Source organism: Neisseria dentiae, assembly GCF_014055005.1.
In the GTDB taxonomy this organism is placed as follows: Bacteria; Pseudomonadota; Gammaproteobacteria; order Burkholderiales; family Neisseriaceae; genus Neisseria; species Neisseria dentiae.
Window position 1 is genome coordinate 1471821 of record NZ_CP059570.1, and the last position, 21263, is coordinate 1493083.

Below are 21263 nucleotides of genomic sequence, written 5' to 3' on the forward strand. Positions count from 1 at the left end.
AGTGTTAATAGGAAACGGGGCAAGATAAACAAGCCCCGTTATTCGTTAGGCCAATGCCAACACGGCGTGGGCAGAAGGCATATTCATAGTTAACGCACCACGCCACAGAACAGCCCATGAGTGGATATAGTTAGATGCAGCACGGGGCGGGTGGCGGGTTACGAAATCGCTACCTTGCAGCGGGCGCAAAGTTAAGTGGTTCATGTTGAGGAAGTAGCAACGTTTAGACCAATCCTTGCTTGTGCTGTCGCGGCCGCCGAAATTGTCGTCCCATTCTGGGCAGTATTCAATCGGAATGCCTTTGAAGTACAGGCCGCTGGCGGAAATATCCAAGTCAACGCCGCCCTTGCCGCTGTCGGTAACGTGGCGAACAGCCGCACCGATGGTATTGGATTGTTGGGCTGCTTTGCGGTATTCGTCAATAAACGCACCACCAGCCAAGATAACATTGGGCTGGCCGCCTTTTGAGCGTTTTGAACATTGTCGCCAAGCAATCTCCATCTTGTCGTGCATGGTTGACGTTGAAAGAGTGGCATCGGCATGGTGTCGCCACCAGTTAAATGTTGCGCGGTCAAGGCCGCCAACAGTACCAGTCGCATTATCCAACGGCAACAGGCCGTCCAAGCCGACAATCTGCTTGGTAGAAGATGCGCCAGACAAATGCAAGTCTTGGCTGAAACGTTCTTGCGCACCAAGGCGCAACGCTTCCATCTTTTCGGCCATCAGGTTGGTAAGCTGAATTTTTTCCGCATCAGTAACTGAGCCTGATTTACCGCTGTCGTCAACGGTAATACCATTGGCGGCAAGTTCAGATTCGCTCACAGACATACCGTCGTGAAATTCATACCACGGGAAACGGCTTTGTTCCAGCGTATCACGAACGGTATAGTTCAGCGTATCGGAACTGTCGAACCATTGACCAGCAGAGCCATAACCCTTGCGGATTTGTTCAACAACGTGTTCACGCGCACCGACAAAAGGCTTTTTCTTGGCAGTAAGGTGTTTCAGAAGTGGGCGCTTCATATCCACTTGGTCAATCGGATTGTTTTTTAGGTAATGGTCTAAACCAGCCTTGCCAGCGCGGGCAAGTTCGGCAGATGTAAGAGACATAATCAACTCCAGTTTATTTGAAATAAAAAATAGAACCGACTAGATTTACAGATGCGAACCTGCTAACGCTGCCGCTGGCGAAGCGGAAATTACGCCATGAATCGGTATGACATGATTTTTAACTTTGATTAATCAGTTTCATACGCAAATAAAAAAGCCATCTGATTAAAGATGGCTTCTATATTTCATGTGTTTTATTTCGGCCACGCCTTGACCAAACCCGCCTGCTTTTCCGAACAATCCTTATAAATACTATGCAGGCTAAGAATATACGGCAACACTTCGCCGCCAGTCTTGCCTTGCAGTTTTGGTATCTTTTGGCATGGCTGTGCCAAGTCTGCTGGTGGCGGATTAATGGCCGTTGGTAGAATCGTTGATGATTTGCAGGCCGCCATCGTCAAGACACACGTTGCGATAAACAGGCCGTTCAATAATTTTTTGCACTTCAACATTTCTAACCCTTTCTTTCTGTTCTCGTTCGTCCTTTGCTTCCTGATATGAAACACTTGCCGCGTAGGCTTTTTCAGCCTGCTTTTTTGCAGCCTTTGCAAGTTCCGCGCTTATCTTTGCTGTTGCTGCGTTATAGCCGCGATTGTAGGCTTTCTGCTTCCCGCTATTCCAAACAACAAATACGCAAACAACCAACAAAACAGCCGCCACATATTTCCAGTATTTAATTAAGTAAATCATCAGTTCACACTCATACACTTGTTATATCGGTCAAGCTGGCGCTTCCAAACCCCGTAACAGTTATTCTTCCGAACGGAACAATCCCGCCCGCCTGCATACTTGTATTTCAACAATGCCTTGCAAGCCGCCACATGGTTGCCATTGAGCAGTTCGCGCCGCATTGATGACTTGTTCCAGTTAGCCATGCCAAAGTTATAAGCAAAGTCCATAAAAACGTTGTATTCCGTTTGATGCAAATAAACATCAGGAATAGACGCCTTGAACTTGGCTTCATCTTTGCTTACATGATGCTTGCTGATTTCGATTGCCCGCTGCTTGGTGATGGGCTTATCGGTCATTTTTACCTTTCGCCCACCTGGATAAACAGTATTCCCGATGCCAATTGTCGGTACGCCAACAGAATCAATATAAGGCTTGCTCCGGTATCCCTCGTAGCCAATTAAGGCGGAGAAAAAAGCAGCCGAAACAGCCAATGTTGACGCTGCAACTTTCCACTTATTGTTCATTTCCGCTCCTGTGCTTAATCTGCGATAAATACACTTGCTTCTTAAGCTCATGCTCTTCCTTATCGCGGGATTCTTTCATGCTCGATAACTGCGCTTCTCGGCGATCTTTTTTATATGAGAAGTAGAAATTCATAACAAAGCCGCCAATAGCAACAACCATACCTACAAGAGTTACCCACTCAATTTCATTCACAAGGCCAAGCAAGCCTATTCCTGCTCCGCCCCAACTAATGCCACTTCCCGTTTCCATAGTAATGTTTTTCATTTATCTAATACTCCAGAAAAGGCCGCCGAATCGGCCTAGCTACGTCTAAACGACACCATATTTTGTTTTAAGCGCTTCGTATTTGGCCTGCACTTCTGAACTGCTTGCGCCGGTTGCAATTTCAACTGATTCTCCGATGAACAGATTTCGCCAAACATTCGCAACATGGTTGGTGCCAAATCGAACAGCATCAATAGATTTGGCTTGAGTAAGCATGCCGATATACCACTTATTGAACTCAAGTAAATTCGTTGATTTAGGCAGCACGCCGTTGATCGTGAATCCGTTAGACGGGTAGGCAATCCAGCCCAAGCCATCTTCTGATAAAGCTGCATTACCAACGGCAACAGGCGAACCCGATAACATGGAAATGACAATTGCCACAGAACCTGTGGTTCCACCTGCAAATACCTTGAACGGGAATATAATTGTGCTGCTTTCTTCCCCAACCAACAGGTTATCAACTCGGATAAATCGGCCAGCGATAGTATTTCCATTAGGAAGCGATGTTTTAACCGCCTTAAATGTTCCATCATTAACAACCATACCCGACCAATCGGCTGCATCAGCGCGCGTTTCAACATTTTTTGCGGAAACAAGCACAACACTTCCACTATCTGCCGATACAGAATTTGCGCCAATTTCTGCATTTGTCATGCTGAATACTGCGTTCTTGTCAGTAGTCGGCGTTGGTGTCGTCGTGCTGGGTTGAGTGTTCGAATTATCGCCTGTTCCAGCGCCACCAGTACCACCTGCGCCACCTGTTCCAGTACCGCTGTCAGTTCCGCCAGTACCTGCATTGCTGCCGCTGCCGCCATTGATAAGCTCCGGCTTGGCTTTTGCTATTGCTCGCAAAGATGCAGCGATTGTCTCGGCAGGGCTTAAAGAGCGATTATGTATCTCAACACCCTCAAAGGTATCAGCACTTACTTGTCCGTTGCCGTTCCATGCTGCACCGAAGTTAATGTATGTCGCGCCCGGTTCGGCATTCAGGGCGATAATGTATGTTTTGCCAATGCTAAGCTCTTCTAGGTTGTAAGGCTTGCCGTCAACATAGATGCCGTTTGTTTTAGTGAATTTGAATTTGGTTGCATCTGAACCCTGAATAGCAACCGCGCCGCCTGAAATAACAGAATCAACTTCATTCTCAGTTTTACCAAAACCAATAATCGGCAAGCCGGTTGTGATTCGAGAAGATGTGCCAAGCGAAACAATCTTCATCGGGAAAATGATCGTGCTAATTGATGTCGTTGCCCTGTTCATCTTCAGGCGCGGATAGACGCCGGCAGACGCCATGTCACGTTTCAGACGGGAACGCATATACTTAGGCGATGCAGCAGTATCAACAATAGATGTCCAACCAACAGGCGGGTAGCCGCCAGCCTGAACAACAATTGAGAATCCATCAGAAGACTGAATAGAATCAGCGGTAGCGCCATCCCAGTTAAGAACAATAGATGAATCAGGTGCTGTAACCGTAGCAGTAGGCAGCGTATAGGAATCTTCCCAAATATTGCCGCCAACAGGCGTGCTGGGTTGAGTGCTGGGGTTAGCAGGGTCTTTAGATGTGGCGTTTGTTGTTGCCCCATCATAAGTAATAATGTCGCCGTTTGAATCTTTAACGCGGTTGTTGTAAACGTTAATATTCGAAGCAGGAACGGTGTTGCGGGTAATAAACAATGCTTTAACCTGATCAGCCGTGCTTGCTGTATTCCAAATATTATTCATAACTTCTAAGAACTGCTTTGAAGCACCGGCAGAAGAAACCAAACGGATTTGCTGCTTGGTTACCATCGGCATATTGATGGTATTGCCGTTAAACTTGATAAGCGGGCGGGTTTCGCACTCAAGGTTAAGGATATTTACCCATGCATCATTTTTTCGAGTGGTGATTGTATTTCCCGAAACCTCAAGCAAACCGCCCGTAACACCTGACTGATTCTTCTCTTGAAAAGAGAACGGAACATCGCGTATTTCATCAAAATCAATATTGTTGTTTTTGAGAACAAAGTTACCAAGCCCGTTATAAGCAGTAGTTTCACTATATCCAAAAAAGATATTGTGAACGCTCTTGCCCTTGATTGTATTGCCGCTAACATCGCAGTTCAAACGAACATGGGTAGCCTGTTCGTTGTTGCGAATTTCAATAACACGGTGGATTCCTCGACCGTCCCATTCAATACCTGAAATGTTGTTGTTTCGGATAATGATTGAAACGTTATCCGGCTGGTTTTTCCACGGTTGAGATGCTTGAGATTTATTCTCGATTCGAACCGCCGTATAGCGGTAATAGTCAGAATTTCTGTGATTCGTCCAGTCGGTATGTTCATCATCAAGGGTTAGTCGGAAAGTTCCGTCCTGAATAAACACATTGTTTTCAATAACAATGTTTCGCATAGGGAACCCGCGAGATTCAATTGCACAGCCGAAGAACCGGTCTCCCTCGCTTCGGTTATCGCGTACTTCGTAGTCGTATGCATCGTGGGAATCAATGCCCTTGCGGTAGTTTTTGCGGGTTGTATTACCAATAACCTTGATACCAACGTTTACGCTATTCGAGAACGCGCAAATGCCATAGCCAGTTCCGCCGTCGGCTTCGTGGCCGTTGTATTCGCAGGTGTTTGAAAGAACACGAGTACCGACTTGGTTTTGAATCAGAATACCAGCCACGCGGTTATGGTGCGCATGGCAGTTCTGCACGGTATTGTTCAAACCGTGGCTCTTAATTGAATCAACGCTCAATGTTCCGTTTTTAACGGCCGCATTTTCCTGTTTCAATGCGTCGCTCGTCGCGCCAAAAAAGATACCGGCTCTGTTTGCGCCACTGGCTTCAACTGAATCAACTAAGTTATTATTTGAGTTTTGAATGTTGATACACGAAACGCAGCCAAAGTAGCTTTGGCCTTTGCGGTAAAACTCCCCTTCGTATCGGATAGAAAAGTCTTTTAGCGTTTTGTTGTGTACGCCATCAACCAAAATACCGCACTCTGAACGGGCATCTGTTTCATTGGTATTTGAATCCCAGTCGAACTTTTGCGCCCAATCAAAAGTAATAACGGTATTGCCCTTGCCTTTACCAATAATGCCTTTAAGGTTCGGGTATTCCGTTGGTGTGATGCGGATTTGTGATGTGATTTTGTATGTGCCAGCTTCAAGATACGCGAAGTCTGCCGCGTCGTTTGCGGCTCGCAGAATGTTAAGCAGGTCAAACTCTGTTGTCCCGATAGGCGCGGGCGTTGTTCCGCCATTGGGAAATGTTAACGTTCGAACATAGGCATCAACGGCAGCTTTAACAGCGCCACTAAGAATATAAGCATCAACAGCTGATTTTGCCGCGCCGCCAATAGTGCTGGAAATTCTCGCATCAACGCTGCTTAATGCGTCTTGCTCGATTTTTTTGTAATACTCGCCAAGCGCAGCATCATTAATGTTTCCATCGTCCCGCTGTATTTTTGCAAGATTGGTAACAACATTGTTAATGCTGTCTGAAATATTTTTCAGTTCCGTATCAAGCGCCAACGGTTCAATCTTTGAGCGGCTGGTGCTGTACGATGAATTGGAAAACCGTGTGATAGGGTTATACTTGTTCGGTTGTGCCATAATAAAAATACCCATGTATTAATTTCATGGGTATTCTATTGACCGATTAATCAGTTTCAGATTCGCGGCGGCCTAATTGTCTTTGAAGTTCTTTTATATGCTCGCGTCGTGATTCGATTTTTGAACGCTTGGAATCGTCCGTTAATCTGTTATCCCGACTGATGCGGCGCATATCTGCCTGAGCTTCGCGTATCTGATACCGAATATACCGCGCCTTTCTCGCCTTAAGCTCTGCGGGGTCTTCTCCGCGTATCTTAACGCCAACCGAACCAAGCGCGGCGCGGTATAACTGCTTGCCGTCTCCGCGCGAATCTGTTCCCGTATAGCCCATATACTCAAGCACATCTGCAAACTTCGTACCCTCAAACTGGTTTTTCAGGCCGTCTAAAACGTTGTTGGTGTGATACGAGTATGGAACGCCAACGCTTGCAGGCAGCCATTGGGAAGCAAGCCATTTGCCGTATGTTTTCGCTTTCTCTTCCGTTGATTGGTAATCCTTGACAACTTCCTTGCCTGTAAAGGTGTCTTTGTTTGCAAGCAAAGCAAGCGTATGGTTTATAACGGGTCCGTTCGGCGTCAACCATTGCGGCAGCGGAATGCCGCCCATTTGGTTTTGCGTATCGGCAAAATCGCCAAGCGGCAACCATCGGTAAACATCAATAAACATCGGCTTGCCGTCCAAATCATTCCACGGCAGGCGGATAAGTTTTGGCGTTCCGAAAATGGTATAGCCTTTTTGGTATTCAGGCATATTTTCGCGCTCTTCCTCTTCGTCCGCATCTTCGCCCATCAGCAGGTAAGACATCGCATTAATGCCGTACATCAGCAAAGTAACGGCCAACATTCTGTGCGGTCGGGTCAATGCAAGACGCGCCATTGCGGGAACAGCTTTGTAGGTGTAACTGATAAACGGCAGTATGCCCAAGTCTCGCACCTTGCGGATTGTCGGCGGAACATCTGCATAGTCGAACATAAACGTATAGGCATAATCCGCCGCTTCTTTGGGGTTCAATCCACGGTCTCGCGCCATTTTGTATAAAGCCATGCGGAATACTTCATCTTCGGCGCGGTAGGAATCTTGTGCGAACTTGGCCGTCTTGCTCACAACTTGGCCTGTCAATTTATCCGCCAGTTTGATTGCACGGGTAATAAGCAGGTCGGTAAGCTGCCCGTCTGAAACATTGTTTATGCCAACGAACATTTCTTTAATGCCCGCAACGTCAACAGCTTCACCGACAAGGCCATGCTCAAGCGCTTCCTGATAAAGTGCGTTCTTATCCTTAACCGCAATTGCGCCTGCCGCAATGTCTTTGGGTGTTGCCCCTGCCGTCTGCGTCATAACGATATTGCTTACCACGTTATTAACGTGCGCAACTGGGTTGTAAACAGTCTTGGTAATCTTCCACCAGCCAAGCATTGAACGCCATATTTTTTGCATCACGCCATCAACATAAAATTGGTTTCTAAGCGCAACTTCAACGTGCGGGTGTACATACATTCCAGCCAATGCGCCGTAGCGTTTCACGCCGCCAGTATCCGCAATAACCGCATCAGAAACACGAACCCAGCCGTCAACTGGCGTAATGCTTGCCAAGTTTTCATCTGATGCAATGCGCTTAAACAACATACCTTTGGCAATATCCGACTGCGTCCTAATATAGCCAACAGAAAAGCGTAGCATGGCGTCGCGCTCTTCTCCCATTGCTGTGCGCTCTTCCCGTGTAAAGTCGCGCCACATCAAAACCTTGTTTGCTTTTTGGCCTTTTGTTCCGTAGTCTTCGCGGATTTCAAACCCTTGCGCTTCGTATTTTTCAACTTCGCCACGATTAACTTCTTTGAACAGGCCGCGCCCTTTAAGGTGTTTGCCCGCAATGGCTTTACCAAGGCCGCCACGCAATGCGCGGTTAAACTGCTTTTGCATCTTATCGATGCTCTCAGGCAGCATATCTATCTTGTTATACATACGCGGCAGGTAGGTATCGCGGAACCGTTCGGCACTCTCTTTTGAAACCATTTCAAGCGCTACAAGGTCGTCCGTCTGTTGGTTAAATATAGTGCGCACGGTATCGGCCAATTCCTGAATTTTAGGCGTAACTTCCGCACCTTCCGGCAATTCCTTTTCCAAAACATCAGAAAGCAGCTTCCGTTCCGATTCGGTAAGTTTTTTACCCATTTCAGCTATTTGTTTTGCCGTTCTGCCTGCCGCGTTAATGCTAGCCATGTGGTCGCGCATGTATTGGGTGAAGTTCTCATGGTATCCGTTTGCCAAACCAGCTTTAGACGCCAGCGGTTTAATCACTTCTCCAAGCTTATTGTATGCCGCCAAGCCAATTTGAAGCTCTCCAAGCTCGTTAAACAAGACGCGCTCTTTTTTGCTCATGTCGGTATTTCCGCTTGAGTAGAGTATATCGTCATTGTCAGCGCTAAATTGGCCATTGTTTCCTGTTGCAGATTTTATTTGATTTGAATTAAATGCAACGTAAATATCTGAAATCGTATCAACTTCATAATCTGAATTGTCAGACGTATTTTTAAATATACTTCCGTCTTTTCCTTTTGATTTTGCAGATACAGACAAATCTTCTGTTGTTGAATATTTTTGTTTTCCTGTTGGGATTCCATAAATTTCATTAGCATTTTTTTCATTAATTACACTTAAGATAAAATCTTCGTCATAATCTGTATTTTCATTTGCATATTTTTCAGCATCGTTTAAATTATCAAATCTAGCTTCAAATTCGTTATATTGATTAATAACAATAAATTCACCATATGTTCTTGATTCAGGGGAAACATATTTATCCCACTTGCTACCGTGAAAGTCCACAATACCGGGGTTGCGAATATTAAGGAAAACATCATAGACGCCGCCGATGCTTCCGAAATCATAACTCTTCGCAACTTTTTCTACGCTGGAAAAATAAACCCCTTTCGTTTTTCTGGAGTCGAATATATTAAATCCATACGAATTAGTGCCGTGATACACAACAAGCGGTTCGCCTGTGCGCGGATTTATAACCTTAGACGAATTTTCAGGATCATTTTCCCAGTCGCCAAACCAAGACTTAAATTCAGGTGTTCTAACCTGCTTCCATTGGCCGAAAGTTAGTTCAGTTTCACCGGCATCTCTTGCTTTTTCATAAGCAATCTTTTCATCATCAGATGCGCGGCTATACTGTTCATTTACTTTTCTTTCTTCTGCAAAATATTGACCTGCATCAATGCTATCAACGCGCTTAAGCAATCCGAATACCTGCCCATCTGAAAACGTTTCACGGCTAATTCCCAGTACGTCTTTCAGGATGTTTTTAATTCGGTTAACTACGCGCGACAAGTAACCGTCCAAGCCGTCTTTAAATGCTGCCGGCATGGTTATTCCGTATTTGCGCTCTAATGCTTCTATGTTGTTTTCCTGTTTGGCAGCATAGAGTTCCGCAATGGCTTCTTCAACGGCGGCAATACGGTTTACGGCTGCCGCATCTTTATCACCGCGCCGTTGTTTCATAATGGCATCGGTAAGACGCTTAACAGCAGCGTTGCCGTCTGCCTGCTTAAACAGCGACTGCCACTTATCAAAACCATCAACACGGATTTTTTTATGCGCCAGTTCGTGCCAAGCAACAAACTTAGCTGTGTCTTCATTTTGAATGTTTTCTGCGATAAGCGTTATACGGCCTGTTTGTGGATCAAACCAGCCTTGCGCATTAAGCAAGTCTTGTGCGTTGTCGGGGCGTGATACATCTGTGCGCGATACAATATCAATCATCGCGGCATTCTTTTTGCCAATTGCAGCAACAACAGCGCTTTCCAGTTCGGCGATTCTTTCCGATGAAATTTCAGACGGCCTGCTTTCACCACGCTCAAAACGCTTATCAGGATTATTTTTACGGTAGCCTTGCAGGTTCTTTTCTGTTAGAATCTTGCCAAGCCGCAAGTCTTTAGTGTTTCCGCGATCCATGCCATGAATTTGGGCGCTAGGGGCTAAAGATGGATTTTTGAGAATGTCGGGCAATCGGAGCCCGAATCTCTCATTAATCCGTGCGGCTTTTGTTTTATCTACATACCTCAACAAGCGGTCATTTGCCCAGCGAAGATATGGCGAACTTGTATCTTTGTCATAGGCGTTCACAAGCATATGTGCCTGTAATTCATCGCCTTTCGGTTCAATAACAATACGAACATCATTTCCGCGCACTTTTTCAGGCGCAATAAATACCAATCGTCCATCTACCGTATCGGAATCAAACACCATAGCGGGGCTATCAACCCAATCAGGGATTTTCTTCCAAACATCAGCAGTCATCAGCGGGTGATTTGTCTGTCCGGCAATAACTTTGCCCTCAACAAGACGCAACGGCATATCACCATAGCCAAGCATATCCAAAATATCGGCGCGATCAAGCACGGTAACGCCGCCGAATTTATCGGCTTTCGCACCATTAAACAGCTCGTCAATACGCTGCTCATACTTGGTGCGTGTTGGTTCAGAACGGCTATAAATTATTCCGCTTGATTCTCTGTTTCGTTCTTCAGTTCCGCCCGTGTTTTCGCCAACGCCTGTTTCATCGCTTCGGCTGCCTGCGGGTTGCTGTTCAGTTTCTGAAACAGGCTCACCAACGGCGGCGTTTGATTCTGATTGGCCGTCTGTGAAGATGTCGCGCTGCTGTTGTTTTCCGTGTTGTCGTTCATAGGTATTAATGCTTTCATTTAACAATTGTTGTTTATCGGGTGCTCGCGCATCGCCGCCGAACATATCGGCATCGGCTGGGTTGCCTTGCGCTGCAAGCAAATCATAATAGTTTTTAAGCAATGTTGTAATGGCTTTCGCACTTCGGCGGTGTTCATCGAAGAATGCCACCAGTTCGCGGGCAACAGGTGATAAGTCATCTTCAAACATTCCTTGCTGCGCCAAGTAATCAGCAACACTTCCGCCGCTCTCGTGTATCTGATTAATCTTTTCAACGGCAGAAACAATATCGTCCGAAATATCGGCGCTGTGCATGGCGCCATCTTTGATATGGTTCTTTGCTTTCGCAATTGTCGGCGCAACCTGCATCATGGCGTTAACCATGTTTTTCATTCCCGCGTCGGTACTCTCAACCATACGGCTCAATGCAGGGCTATTACCATATGCGCTATACAACATGGCATTGCGAAAACGTCTAACGCCATCTTGGCTTAATTGGCCGTCTGCACCAATCATCTGCGCCTGAACGGTAGTAGGCATGCTACCTACAAAATCGCGGATAAATCCACGGTTGGCAGGTGTGTTCAACTCCCCGTTGTCAGCCGGAACAAACGTGCCAAAATCAGGCAAACGCTCTGCATCTACCCGCGCCTGCTCCAATGCGCTCATACCAAGCCAGCCGCCCTCGTTAGACGCAACGGCGGCTTTATTCGTATCGATAGACGCATCAACAAAACGGCGAACCAATATAGGCTTGTTCATTCCCGCAATATCATCAGGATTAAGGCCGAACTGCTCCGCGTTATCAACCAGATACTGGCGGTAGTTATCGCCGTTGCCCTGTTCGTATGCCTGATTGATTGCCATCACACGGCCATTGCCACCGATAATTGTTTGGCCGTCCGCCGCCAAAGTCGGGGCGCCTGAATCAATCTGTTTGCTATCACCAAGTAATTCAGGCTCAAGATTGTTTGCAATTTGGTTAATCTGCACCTGCGAAGCGGCGCGGCTGCGGTCTCGATACTGGTTATCGGTATTGGCAACGGCAGGTGTCAACTCGTCCGCGTCCATCAGTTCAAGCGTCGCATCTTGCATTTTCCCATCAAGGAATACGCGCGTTGCACGGCCAGCCCGACGCGCCTGATACGCCTGTTCTTCTGCCGACGCTGCAATTGCGCGGGCTGCATCTTCCTGTTCTTTTGCTGAATTACGCATGATGTTACTTTGGTTATCATCATACATATTTGCGCCTTGAATAGGCATATCATCATCAAGGCCATTTTGAACAAATGGCTGCCCGTTTGATTCAATGCCTGCGCCCTGACTATTCAGGAATTTTTCAACCCTAGCCCATGACCGCTTTCCTTGATGCTTGTTTGTGCTTGATGGCAGGCTAACCCACTCATCGCCAAGTTTGTTAATGGCTGCCTTATAGTTTCCATTGAGAACGTCATTAAGCGCTCCGCGCTGATGAATCAATGCAACCGCCGCCGCGTCTTGACTGGCAGGGTTCATATCTGTGAATCCGTATTGTTTCTGAAGTCCGCGCCAAGTTTTGCCTACAATCTGATAGCGTCCAAAAGCCGTGCTTGCTCCATCACCTGTTACAAGCCCTACTTTATTGGGGTGTTTGCCTAAGTCGTTAATACGGCCACCGCCGACAAGCGTATTGTATCCGTGCTTTTCCGTTCCCTCTGTGTGGGAAATAAGGTTAAGCATTTTCCGCATATTCGGATTTTGTGAAATCGCCCGTAAATCATTAATGGTTTTCGGTGATGCTTGTCTGTATTTGATATTCTGTTGCGTAGCTTGTCGCACAGTCGGTATATCGTTGCGCGTCTTCATGCCACCGCCGACAACGCTGTCTTTCAGAAACTGGTTGACCTGATTGGCATTGCCTGATTGCGGCTTATCAAGTTCCGCCATCAATCTTTTATAGCGGTTAGACTTATTTCCGCCAACAGCTTCCGCCGCCGCATTGGATACCGAACCGATAGCAACGTTACCACCACCAGCAACCAGCGAAGAAACAAGCGTAGAACGCGCCGCATCAAGACGGCTGTCTTGGTAATCCTGCAACCAGTTATCATTGGTTTGTGAATCAATGTATGCGCCCTTGATAAAGTCTTGACCAAGCGTTGCCAACTGCTCGCCGCCAGCTTCGCCCAATGCGTATTTCAGGGGCGACTTAATCAGGCTTGCAACTGGGCTGCTTGTTTTGAACGCATCAACTAATGCGCCAGCGGGAAGTTTCTCCGTTGCCGTTTCGATGGCCGTCTGATTGCCAGCATAAGACAAGGCGTTAAGCGGTGATAAACCAGCCTGCCGCGCATTACCATACTCTGTGAATCCAGTTTGTGCGCCCATGCCGCCATACATAATAGCGGGGTTTTTGGTTGCAACGGCTGCGGCTGTAAGCGGTGCGGTCGCGCCAAGGCTGTTAATGCCTTGACCGACATCACGGCCAATAGCTGTTTGGTAGTTTGCTGTTGCGCCTGATTGGATTCGCGCCGCGTCTTTGCTGCCCTGATTAGCCGCATCTTGCAACCAATAGCCGACAACGGGTAACGCGCCAAGCGGCGTGTAATCTCGCAACATTTGGTTAATGCCGGCATTTGCAGATACTGCGCCGCCGCCGATACCACGCGCAAATGTTGCAGGTGCCTGAACAACCGCACGCGCAACATCACCGCCAGCATCGCCAAAAGCATTTTGCGCCCATCGAACCAAACTTGCCGATGTGTCGTCCATTCCCTCCACACCGTCAAGCATTGCCATCATTTTTTTATGGTAACTGCTCATATCATCATCCTTTTTATCAATGTCGGCATATTGCCAAATCCTTAATCGGTTTCCGATAGGCATTAAAAAACCGCTATGTAGGCGGTTTGGTTTGTTAGCCCTCTAAGGCTGCGCTGATTGCATCTTCAAGCGTTCGCGGCTCATGCGCGCCGCCTGATTGTCGTCCGCTTCGTAACGGGTTAACGCGCTGTTGAACGGGCTGCATTGATGCTTTCAGACCTTGGTAATAGCTTTGCAATGCGCCAACCCACATAGACGGGTGAATGTTGGTAAGATTCTTTCTGGCATAGTCTGTTAATTTCGGCTCAATTTCAGGCCACATCAAATCAGTTTTAGCCATGCGCATACTGAACTGTTCAACGCCTTGAATTGCCTGATTGCGAATAGCCTGTTCATTCATCATTTGTTGCTGTTGCTGAATGTATGCCTGCTGCTGTTGTCGTTGCGCCTGCTCAAGCTGCTGTTGCTGCCATCGCGCCGCCGCAACTTCACGGGCTGTTTCCTCGTCAAGCTCCATATCGGTAACGCGCTGTTTTAAGTCGCCGTAGTTTTCCATCAGCAAGCCGCCCAAGCTGCGCCCGCTCAATGCCTCGAACTGTGCTACCTGTTGGCGCAAGTATTGTTCAACACGGTCATAATCACCGTTCTTAACGGCTTTTGCATAATCAAACAACTGCGAAACTTCACCAGCATCATTACAGCTTTCTTGGGCAAGACGCTGGAACTCTTGATAAGACGCGGCAATCTGCTGCACCTCCGCATCCTTGGCGCGGCGTTCCCGCACTTCGTTTGCAAGCGCCTGAAAACGTTCGTTTGCCTTTTGTCCTAAGCCATCAGGTGGCGTTAAGTCTTCGTCAACCTGCGGCTGTTCGGGCTGCTTGCTTTCTTCTTTCTGTTCGGGCTTTGATTCTTTGGCGGGCAGGCCGTCTAAATCTGCTGCATCTTCCGTACTTTCATCGCCGCCAAGCGCGGAATCAATTACGGATTCCAGCGATTCATCAGGCTGATTGCCTGCATCTTCGCCTGTGTCTTCGGTGTTGTTGTCGTGGCTTAAAACGTCTTCTGTCGTCATGCTACATGGCTCCTTGTTGCTCAACTTGTTCTAACGGGTTTGCGACCTGCTGCATTTGCATCTGCATTTGCTGTTGCGTAATCATATCAGCTTGAAAGTCTGGAATAAATTCATCAAGGTTAATTCTTTCGTCAAATCGGTTAAGTGTCTCTTCCAGCATCTTACGCAACGCCATAGCCAGCGAGTTTTGCCCTGATTGGATAAGCTGCGCCATCTGCATAATGTTCTGCTGGAACACGGGCAGGAATTGCGTCCATTGCTCGCGCTCTTGGAATTTATTAGGCTTGCTCATGCTGCCAGCCTTAATATCCACCGATAAGTAACGGTATGCGGTATCAATATCAAGGTTCTGCCAAAATGAATCCGCACCAAGAATGCGGGCTACTTCTTCAGGCGTATAGCTGCGCACAAGGATTTCAAGCGCGTATCGGCTCATATCGCGCATCACGTCTTCCATCACATCTTGGCGTTCCGAAATCCCCGACTGCATACCCATAGACATAATTTCGGCTTCCGTTGCAGTCTTTGCTTTGTTGATGTAGCCACGCGCCGCATCGCCTGACCGTGTGGTCATCTCAACATCACGGAATACCATAGACGGGTCAAACAGGCTTTGATTGACTTGCGGAATGGGCAATTGTTGGAAATTACTTGAAATAGGCTGATTGGGGTTTACATTAACCGCCAGCCATGTGCCATGCTCATCATCTCTCAACGTCTGAATCATGCGGTTTGCATCGGTAGCGTTAAGGTCTCCACCTTTGGGTACTGCATATGTAGGCTTGTTATATTGGCGCACATCTCGTATTTGGCTCCGCATATGCGCATACTCATCTTGGTAGTCAATGAGTGTTTCCACATCGCTCAACGGCCAAAACCGCCCGTCAACATGGTTAAATGCAAGGCAGAAAAAAGGATAGAAACGCTCACCGGTAAGCTGCGGTCGGTAAGGTTCGCGGGCAAACTCTTTTGCGCCACGGGCAAAGGTATAAACGTGGCCTGATTTTTTATCCCACACTTCCCAAACCTCAAGCATAACGTCTTCTGTCTGCTCGTCTGATTTGTAACTGTTTTCGGTTTTGTTTCGGCTGAAACGCTTGGCAGAAGGCGGTATTTCGCTCTTGCCGAACATCTTCATATAGTCGTCGCCACTAATCCATACACGCTGCGCAATGGCGTTGGCGTTGGCGTATTCCGATATTTCCTTGATGCTGTCATCAAGCACAAAAACATCTTCGCTTGCCAAGCGGTCGATAACAAAACCCTTTTGAATGAAAAGCTCGCCCATGCCCATAAGGCTTGCTTCAACATTCTGCATTTGTACTTCCAATTCTTCTTTGATTAAGTCGTGTTCAGTTCCCGCATCTTCCAGCTTTTCAGACAATGCCTTGATTTCTGCCACATTGTCTTGTGCGTCGGGCATACGGTCATGCTGGATAGGGTCGCTGCCATAATCATCTTGCAGGCTAACCTTTAACCAACCCACCCCTGTTGTAAGTGTTGATAACAGGCAAGACTTCATCTTGCGCTTAAGGTCTGTTTCTACAACCAGTTCACGCTGTACAAGCTGTTCGGCTGTCTTGGCAAACTCAACCCAGATATTGCCATTACTAGCAGCAGAAGCTGCAACCGCACTAGGCCGTATCTCAATTTCAGGGTTTTTGGCATACAAAGCAGGTACAAGGCTTGATAGCGTCGAGAAAATCAAATAAGGATTCACTTTTCGCTTTTCCGTCTTGCAGCTTAAATCAACAGAGTCACGGCACTTTTTAAACACCCTGTGTTGCTTATCGGCGTCTTTCAGCGCACGTTCAACTTCCTTATTCCATTTTTTCAGCGTGGCATTATCGCCGCCGCTTTTTCCGTCTTTCTGGTCGTCTTTTAAAATATTATCCATGTCTGCACCATACGTTTAAATGCTTATAATTGTGTGATTTTTTTAATCGGTTTCACGATTCAATCCGCAACCATGCGGGCATCGATTCTTTCCGTTTCGGCTTGCTCGCTGCCAGAACGCGGGTCATACACAAATAACGCAGCGTATCGGCTGCGTGGTCTTCCATACTTGAATCTATGTCTTCGGCATTATGACCGTCATGTTGCAATGCGGGTAGCGTTCGTATCAGGTGTAGGCAGGTGTCAAAGATGTATAACAGCGGCTCGCCCTCGCTCTCATCTGTACCAGTCAGGCGGAGATGTATCTGTTGCCAGCCCGCTACACGTTTGTTATCCGCTGCCCAAAACTGCACGCCGTTATTGCTCATGGTTTCGGCTATGCTCTCGCCGCCGTTTTGGCTGAAGATGGCAGGGTCTGCCACCATTTGCGCAAACCGCTCATCAAGTGATTTGCTCTTAATGCCTTTGGCAATCTCAAGCGCATTAAGCCGCAGCCCAACGTTAGGTTCACCATTACTGCCATACCACTCACGATAAATAACAATGGCATTTTTCGGAATGTATTTGCCAGTATCTGGGTTCCTGAACGTACCGTCTGAAACTGCTCCCCACAAGACACAAAACGGCTTTGCAAAGCCCCAGTCATGCGCCATAATTCGCGGCCAGTAGTGCGGTATGGCAAACGGCCTGATAACGTGTCTTGCCCGCTCAAACTCGCTAAAGTACGCACCGTCGATAATATCCCAATCGCCGTTTTTCATGGCGGCTACAAGGGCGGGATTGCCTAGGCCGTCCAACCTATGTATGTAGTCGGGGTCATTTTGTAATAACGTTGGGTTGTCTTGCAGCTTGGCGGGGATATACTGCCGCAGCATACCGCCCTCTGATTTTGGTGTGCGCCATATCTCCATAGGTTTTGCAGAGTCTACAAACATAGACTTAACCCATTGATGGCCGATATTGCCCGGATTGCTGCTGCACAAAATCAAAGGCAATTTGTGCTTATACTTGTCAGGCACTTTAAGCCCACCTAAACGCACACGACCGCGCAAAAACCTGAAAATGTTTTCGGTGAACAGGGTAAGCTCGTCAATCAGTAACACATGAATTTCCGCGCCCTGATACTTGTACATATCCTTTTCGTGCTGGCAATGACTCAAATATATCTTTGCGCCGTTCCAAAATTCAAATATGCCCTTTGAATCGTTAAACTTGACATGGCCGCTATCGGTCAATGATGAAAGCATGGAACGCAAACCGCTCACGCCCTCTAAATGGTTTTTTCTCAGGTCATCTGAAACACGGCGAAAGATATACACCTGTAAGCCCACAATTTCCATGCACAGCATTATTGCCACGACGCGCATCAGGTGAGACTTACCGCCGCCCGCTGCCCCGCCGTAAAGCATCTCGTTTGCCTTGCTTAGGTAGGCCAAACTTTGCCGCTCATGCAGCTTTAAACGCATTTCAGCCATTTTGTGCCAATTATCCATATAGGCATAATGCCATTATGTTTTAAAAAATATATTCAAAAAAGAATATTATTCTAATTATTCAGATTGTCCGCTTGTAAGCTCCACCACAATCTTGGGCGGCTCAAGCGTCTTAATCTCTTGTTTGTCGATAATCAGCCCTAATACCTTAGCCTTACCCATTGAAGCAGATACCATCGGCGCAGCCTTTCCGTCTTCCTTGGCAATCTGCCGCGCCTCTTCCAGCTCTCTTATGATGTCGTCCACCGTCATGTTATGCCTTTCTCTGTGTTCTTCGCGTAGCTTATTGATTCTTGATAGCACCTTGACATTGTCAATTAATTTTTTTGCCATCCTGTTTACAGATTCAGGCTTCATGTTTTTTGTGCTGTATGCCTGCCTGTACGCCTCACTCGCATTTTTTGATGTGATGAATGCTTGTGCAAATGCCTCTTGGTTATCGGTCAGGCCATATTCATTAACCACCCTGCTCACGTCGTCCACCTCATGCGCAAAATATCGTCTTTAAGTTCATGTCTAATTGGCAAGTAATAAAACCGCGTCTTTTCAGACTTTATTGACCAGCCGCGCAGCTTTAAATACCGCACAACATTAATGGATTCATACAACACATAGCCGCCCGCATATAATGATGACAGCTCACGCATAACGTTTTTTTCAGGGCGGTTAATGTTTAACGCTATCTCTTTTGCCGACTGCCTGCCGTGCATTTGCAGGCATCTCAAAATATCATCTCTAAGCATCGCCTTCCCTCAATACCAAATCCTGATAACGCTCAAAATACTTTTTGGCCTGCTCGTCAAACCAGCCCTTAGCATCGGCGGTGATGATACCGTTGGCGGCCAATAGGTAGGTTTCTCCCATTTCGTGTTGCAGGCGGTGTTCTTCGCGGGTTAACGGCACGCCGCTATACAGGGGCTTGTATCCCGTTCCGCTGCTCTTCGCCCGCCGAACATGGGCATATTCACACCACCCATCACCATTAACCCATTCGCTATACCGCCCGCTTATGCAAGACGGCTGCCGCCTAACCCAAGCCTGATATGCTTTATCACTCATTCAAAATACAAAAAAATAGTAATTAAGTATATGTATTTTAAATCAAAATCCAGTCTTGACAGCATCAATGGAAACAAAAAAATCAAACATTATCAGTATTAAAATCAAAGGCATAAAACGCAAAAAAGCCGCCTTTTCTGAACTGCACCCCAAAAGTTGGACACCATCCCCAACTTACGAGGTGCAGTTTTTTATGGCAAAGTATCCAAATGAATTCAAATTGAAAGTAGTGAAATACCATTTGCAGGGACACGGTGTAAAGCAGACGGCCAAAGTCTTTTCCTTAAACCATGCCACCGTACGCAAATGGGCATCCCGTTATATCCTTCACGGAGAAGAAGGCATCAACCGGCGCACCGGCACCACTGCCTATTCTTTGGATTTCAAGTTGAACGCCATTAGAATGGTCATGCATGAGGGTCTGTCCCAAAAAGAAACGTGCGCACGCTTGAATCTGCCGACAGACTCCATACTCGCCCAATGGCTGCACCGATACCGCCAACACGGTATAGACGGATTGAGACCCAAACAGAAAGGTAGGAAGTCTGTGAAACAACCCGAACAACCCGAAACCGCCAAAAAAGCCGACCATCTGAAAACCAAAGAAGAAATGATGGAAGAACTGCTTTATCTTCGTGCAGAGATGGCCGTCTTAAAAAAGCTCGATGCCTTAATCCGCGAGAAAGAAGTGCGGCAGAAAGAACGCAAACCGTCGCAGGATTAAGGCAAAGCCATCCGTTGAAACTGCTGTTGGAGATTGTCGGACTGCCGCGCAGCACCTTCTATTACCAATTGACCGTCCAATCGGCAGAAGACAAATATGCTGATTTGAAACGGCATATCCATGACATTTATCGGCAGCATAAAGGAAGATACGGCTACCGGAGGATCACGGCAGCCATCCGCCACACAGGAACACAGGTCAATCATAAGAAAATCAGCCGTCTGATGACGGTGATGGGACTGAAGGCGGTGATACGGCGGCGTAAATACCGTTCGTTCAGAGGGGAAGTCGGAAAAACCGCACCGAATATCCTGCAACGCCATTTCAAGGCAGGGCAGCCGAACGAAAAATGGGTAACCGACGTTACCGAGTTTGATGTCGGCGGGGAAAAAGTGTACCTGTCTCCGATTATGGATTTGTTCAACGGGGAAATCGTCAGTTACCGTATTCAAACCCGCCCGACTTTCGATTTGGTCGGCAGAATGCTGAAAGGTGCGCTGGAGAAACTGAGGCCGTCTGAAAAGCCAATACTGCATTCGGACCAAGGCTGGCAGTATCAGATGCATGCCTATCAGAGGCAGTTGAAGGACAGCGGTCTGGTTCAGAGTATGTCGCGTAAGGGTAACTGCTTGGACAATGCGGCCATGGAGAGTTTCTTCGGGACGTTGAAGTCGGAATGTTTCCATACGCGCAAATATGATTCCGCTGCCGAATTGGAAGCGGCATTGCACGAATATATCCGTTATTACAATCATGACAGGATCAAGTTGAAATTAAAAGGACTGAGTCCTGTTCGGTACAGGATTCAGTCCTTGGAAGCCGCTTGATTAAACTGTCCAACTTTTTGGGGTCAGTTCATTTCAGACGGCCTTTTTCAAAACTCCCAAATAATCCCCCTGCCAGCTCCCCATGCCTGAATCTTGTTCTGATACTCCGTCATTTCTGCCGTGTTTAGTGTAGTGGTGGATAGGGGCGTCTTTAGCGTTTGTCCGTTCGGCAGCAGCCGCTCTTCATAGCCGATAAAGCGGCCTTTGAAATATTCGTGCCACGTTTCAGCGTCAAACTTCTTGCCGCTCACCCAAACGTTATCGGCTATCTCGCTGTATATTTTCCAAAGCCGCTTATTCTGCTCTATGCTGCGTTTGCTTTTGTACGGCCTGATAACAATTTCAAGGTCAGGGCAGCCGGCCAGCCAGCCGTTGATATTCCTGCCTATCGTTTCGAGCAGCGGGCGGGCGTTTGATACTTGGCATCGGTATGTTATCTGCTGCATATCTTGCTCCACATCTTATTATCAAGTATCGGCAATCCGTTTGCGCAGCTCGGTGTTGCTGCATTACGATTATTGCGCGTTCCGTT

The 21263-nt window shown here is 47.3% G+C and carries 14 protein-coding genes; 1 reads left to right on the forward strand and 13 read right to left on the reverse strand.

Annotated elements, in window-relative coordinates; genetic code table 11:
- Positions 1-45 precede the first annotated feature (45 nt).
- From H3L92_RS06985 to H3L92_RS07035, 12 genes are all read right to left on the reverse strand, one after another.
- Positions 46-1110 (reverse strand): phage major capsid protein, encoded by a 1065-nt coding sequence (locus H3L92_RS06985; protein WP_085365991.1) that lies wholly within the window; start codon positions 1108-1110, stop codon positions 46-48.
- A 194-nt stretch (positions 1111-1304) separates the two neighbouring features.
- Positions 1305-1562 carry an Rz1-like lysis system protein LysC gene (lysC, locus tag H3L92_RS13715; RefSeq protein ID WP_425451618.1) on the reverse strand — a complete coding sequence of 86 codons (258 nt, stop codon included), beginning with the start codon at positions 1560-1562 and terminating at the stop codon, positions 1305-1307.
- Entirely contained in the window at positions 1462-1800 is a 339-nt protein-coding gene (locus tag H3L92_RS06990; RefSeq protein ID WP_143824340.1) for a hypothetical protein, read from the reverse strand. The genes lysC and H3L92_RS06990 overlap by 101 nt, the downstream gene beginning before the upstream one ends.
- On the reverse strand, positions 1800-2306 hold the full coding sequence (locus H3L92_RS06995) for a lysozyme (protein WP_085365992.1): 507 nt from the start codon (positions 2304-2306) through the stop codon (positions 1800-1802). Before H3L92_RS06995 ends, H3L92_RS06990 begins: the two co-directional genes overlap by 1 nt.
- Entirely contained in the window at positions 2296-2571 is a 276-nt protein-coding gene (locus tag H3L92_RS07000; protein WP_085365993.1) for a holin, read from the reverse strand. The genes H3L92_RS06995 and H3L92_RS07000 overlap by 11 nt, the downstream gene beginning before the upstream one ends.
- A gap of 45 nt (positions 2572-2616) precedes the next feature.
- Positions 2617-6171 (reverse strand): right-handed parallel beta-helix repeat-containing protein, encoded by a 3555-nt coding sequence (locus H3L92_RS07005; RefSeq protein WP_143824341.1) that lies wholly within the window; start codon positions 6169-6171, stop codon positions 2617-2619.
- 46 nt (positions 6172-6217) lie between these two features.
- Complete coding sequence (locus tag H3L92_RS07010; RefSeq protein WP_115336190.1) at positions 6218-13660, reverse strand: ADP-ribosyltransferase-containing protein; 7443 nt, start codon at positions 13658-13660, stop codon at positions 6218-6220.
- 94 nt (positions 13661-13754) lie between these two features.
- Positions 13755-14732, reverse strand: coding sequence for a hypothetical protein (locus H3L92_RS07015; protein ID WP_085365996.1), 978 nt, complete (start codon positions 14730-14732; stop codon positions 13755-13757).
- 1 nt (position 14733) lies between these two features.
- Positions 14734-16629 carry a hypothetical protein gene (locus H3L92_RS07020; protein WP_085365997.1) on the reverse strand — a complete coding sequence of 632 codons (1896 nt, stop codon included), beginning with the start codon at positions 16627-16629 and terminating at the stop codon, positions 14734-14736.
- 52 nt (positions 16630-16681) lie between these two features.
- Entirely contained in the window at positions 16682-18121 is a 1440-nt protein-coding gene (locus H3L92_RS07025) for a terminase large subunit domain-containing protein (RefSeq protein WP_211276416.1), read from the reverse strand.
- 57 nt (positions 18122-18178) lie between these two features.
- The gene (locus H3L92_RS07030; RefSeq protein ID WP_158088150.1) at positions 18179-18595 is read right to left on the reverse strand and encodes a terminase small subunit; all 417 of its coding nucleotides are present in this window, start codon (positions 18593-18595) and stop codon (positions 18179-18181) included.
- A 261-nt stretch (positions 18596-18856) separates the two neighbouring features.
- The gene (locus tag H3L92_RS07035) at positions 18857-19024 is read right to left on the reverse strand and encodes a hypothetical protein (protein ID WP_158088151.1); all 168 of its coding nucleotides are present in this window, start codon (positions 19022-19024) and stop codon (positions 18857-18859) included.
- A gap of 349 nt (positions 19025-19373) precedes the next feature.
- Here H3L92_RS07035 and H3L92_RS07040 point away from each other — a divergent pair.
- Positions 19374-20731 (forward strand): IS3 family transposase gene (locus H3L92_RS07040; RefSeq protein ID WP_115336334.1). Its coding sequence is split into 2 segments (ribosomal slippage): positions 19374-19830 and positions 19830-20731, totalling 1359 coding nucleotides; the frame shifts between segments, so codons are not numbered across the junction.
- 47 nt (positions 20732-20778) lie between these two features.
- Here the strand turns inward: H3L92_RS07040 and H3L92_RS07045 are convergent.
- On the reverse strand, positions 20779-21177 hold the full coding sequence (locus H3L92_RS07045) for a recombination protein NinB (protein WP_085366034.1): 399 nt from the start codon (positions 21175-21177) through the stop codon (positions 20779-20781).
- Positions 21178-21263: the final 86 nt, after the last annotated feature.

Bases quoted from the DNA above. Each gene is read 5' to 3' on its own strand.
- H3L92_RS06985 (WP_085365991.1), bottom strand. From the start codon at position 1,110: ATGTCTCTTACATCTGCCGAACTTGCCCGCGCTGGCAAGGCTGGTTTA.
- lysC (WP_425451618.1), bottom strand. From the start codon at position 1,562: ATGTTGAAGTGCAAAAAATTATTGAACGGCCTGTTTATCGCAACGTGT.
- H3L92_RS06990 (WP_143824340.1), bottom strand. From the start codon at position 1,800: ATGATTTACTTAATTAAATACTGGAAATATGTGGCGGCTGTTTTGTTG.
- H3L92_RS06995 (WP_085365992.1), bottom strand. From the start codon at position 2,306: ATGAACAATAAGTGGAAAGTTGCAGCGTCAACATTGGCTGTTTCGGCT.
- H3L92_RS07000 (WP_085365993.1), bottom strand. From the start codon at position 2,571: ATGAAAAACATTACTATGGAAACGGGAAGTGGCATTAGTTGGGGCGGA.
- H3L92_RS07005 (WP_143824341.1), bottom strand. From the start codon at position 6,171: ATGGCACAACCGAACAAGTATAACCCTATCACACGGTTTTCCAATTCA.
- H3L92_RS07010 (WP_115336190.1), bottom strand. From the start codon at position 13,660: ATGAGCAGTTACCATAAAAAAATGATGGCAATGCTTGACGGTGTGGAG.
- H3L92_RS07015 (WP_085365996.1), bottom strand. From the start codon at position 14,732: ATGACGACAGAAGACGTTTTAAGCCACGACAACAACACCGAAGACACA.
- H3L92_RS07020 (WP_085365997.1), bottom strand. From the start codon at position 16,629: ATGGATAATATTTTAAAAGACGACCAGAAAGACGGAAAAAGCGGCGGC.
- H3L92_RS07025 (WP_211276416.1), bottom strand. From the start codon at position 18,121: ATGGATAATTGGCACAAAATGGCTGAAATGCGTTTAAAGCTGCATGAG.
- H3L92_RS07045 (WP_085366034.1), bottom strand. From the start codon at position 21,177: ATGCAGCAGATAACATACCGATGCCAAGTATCAAACGCCCGCCCGCTG.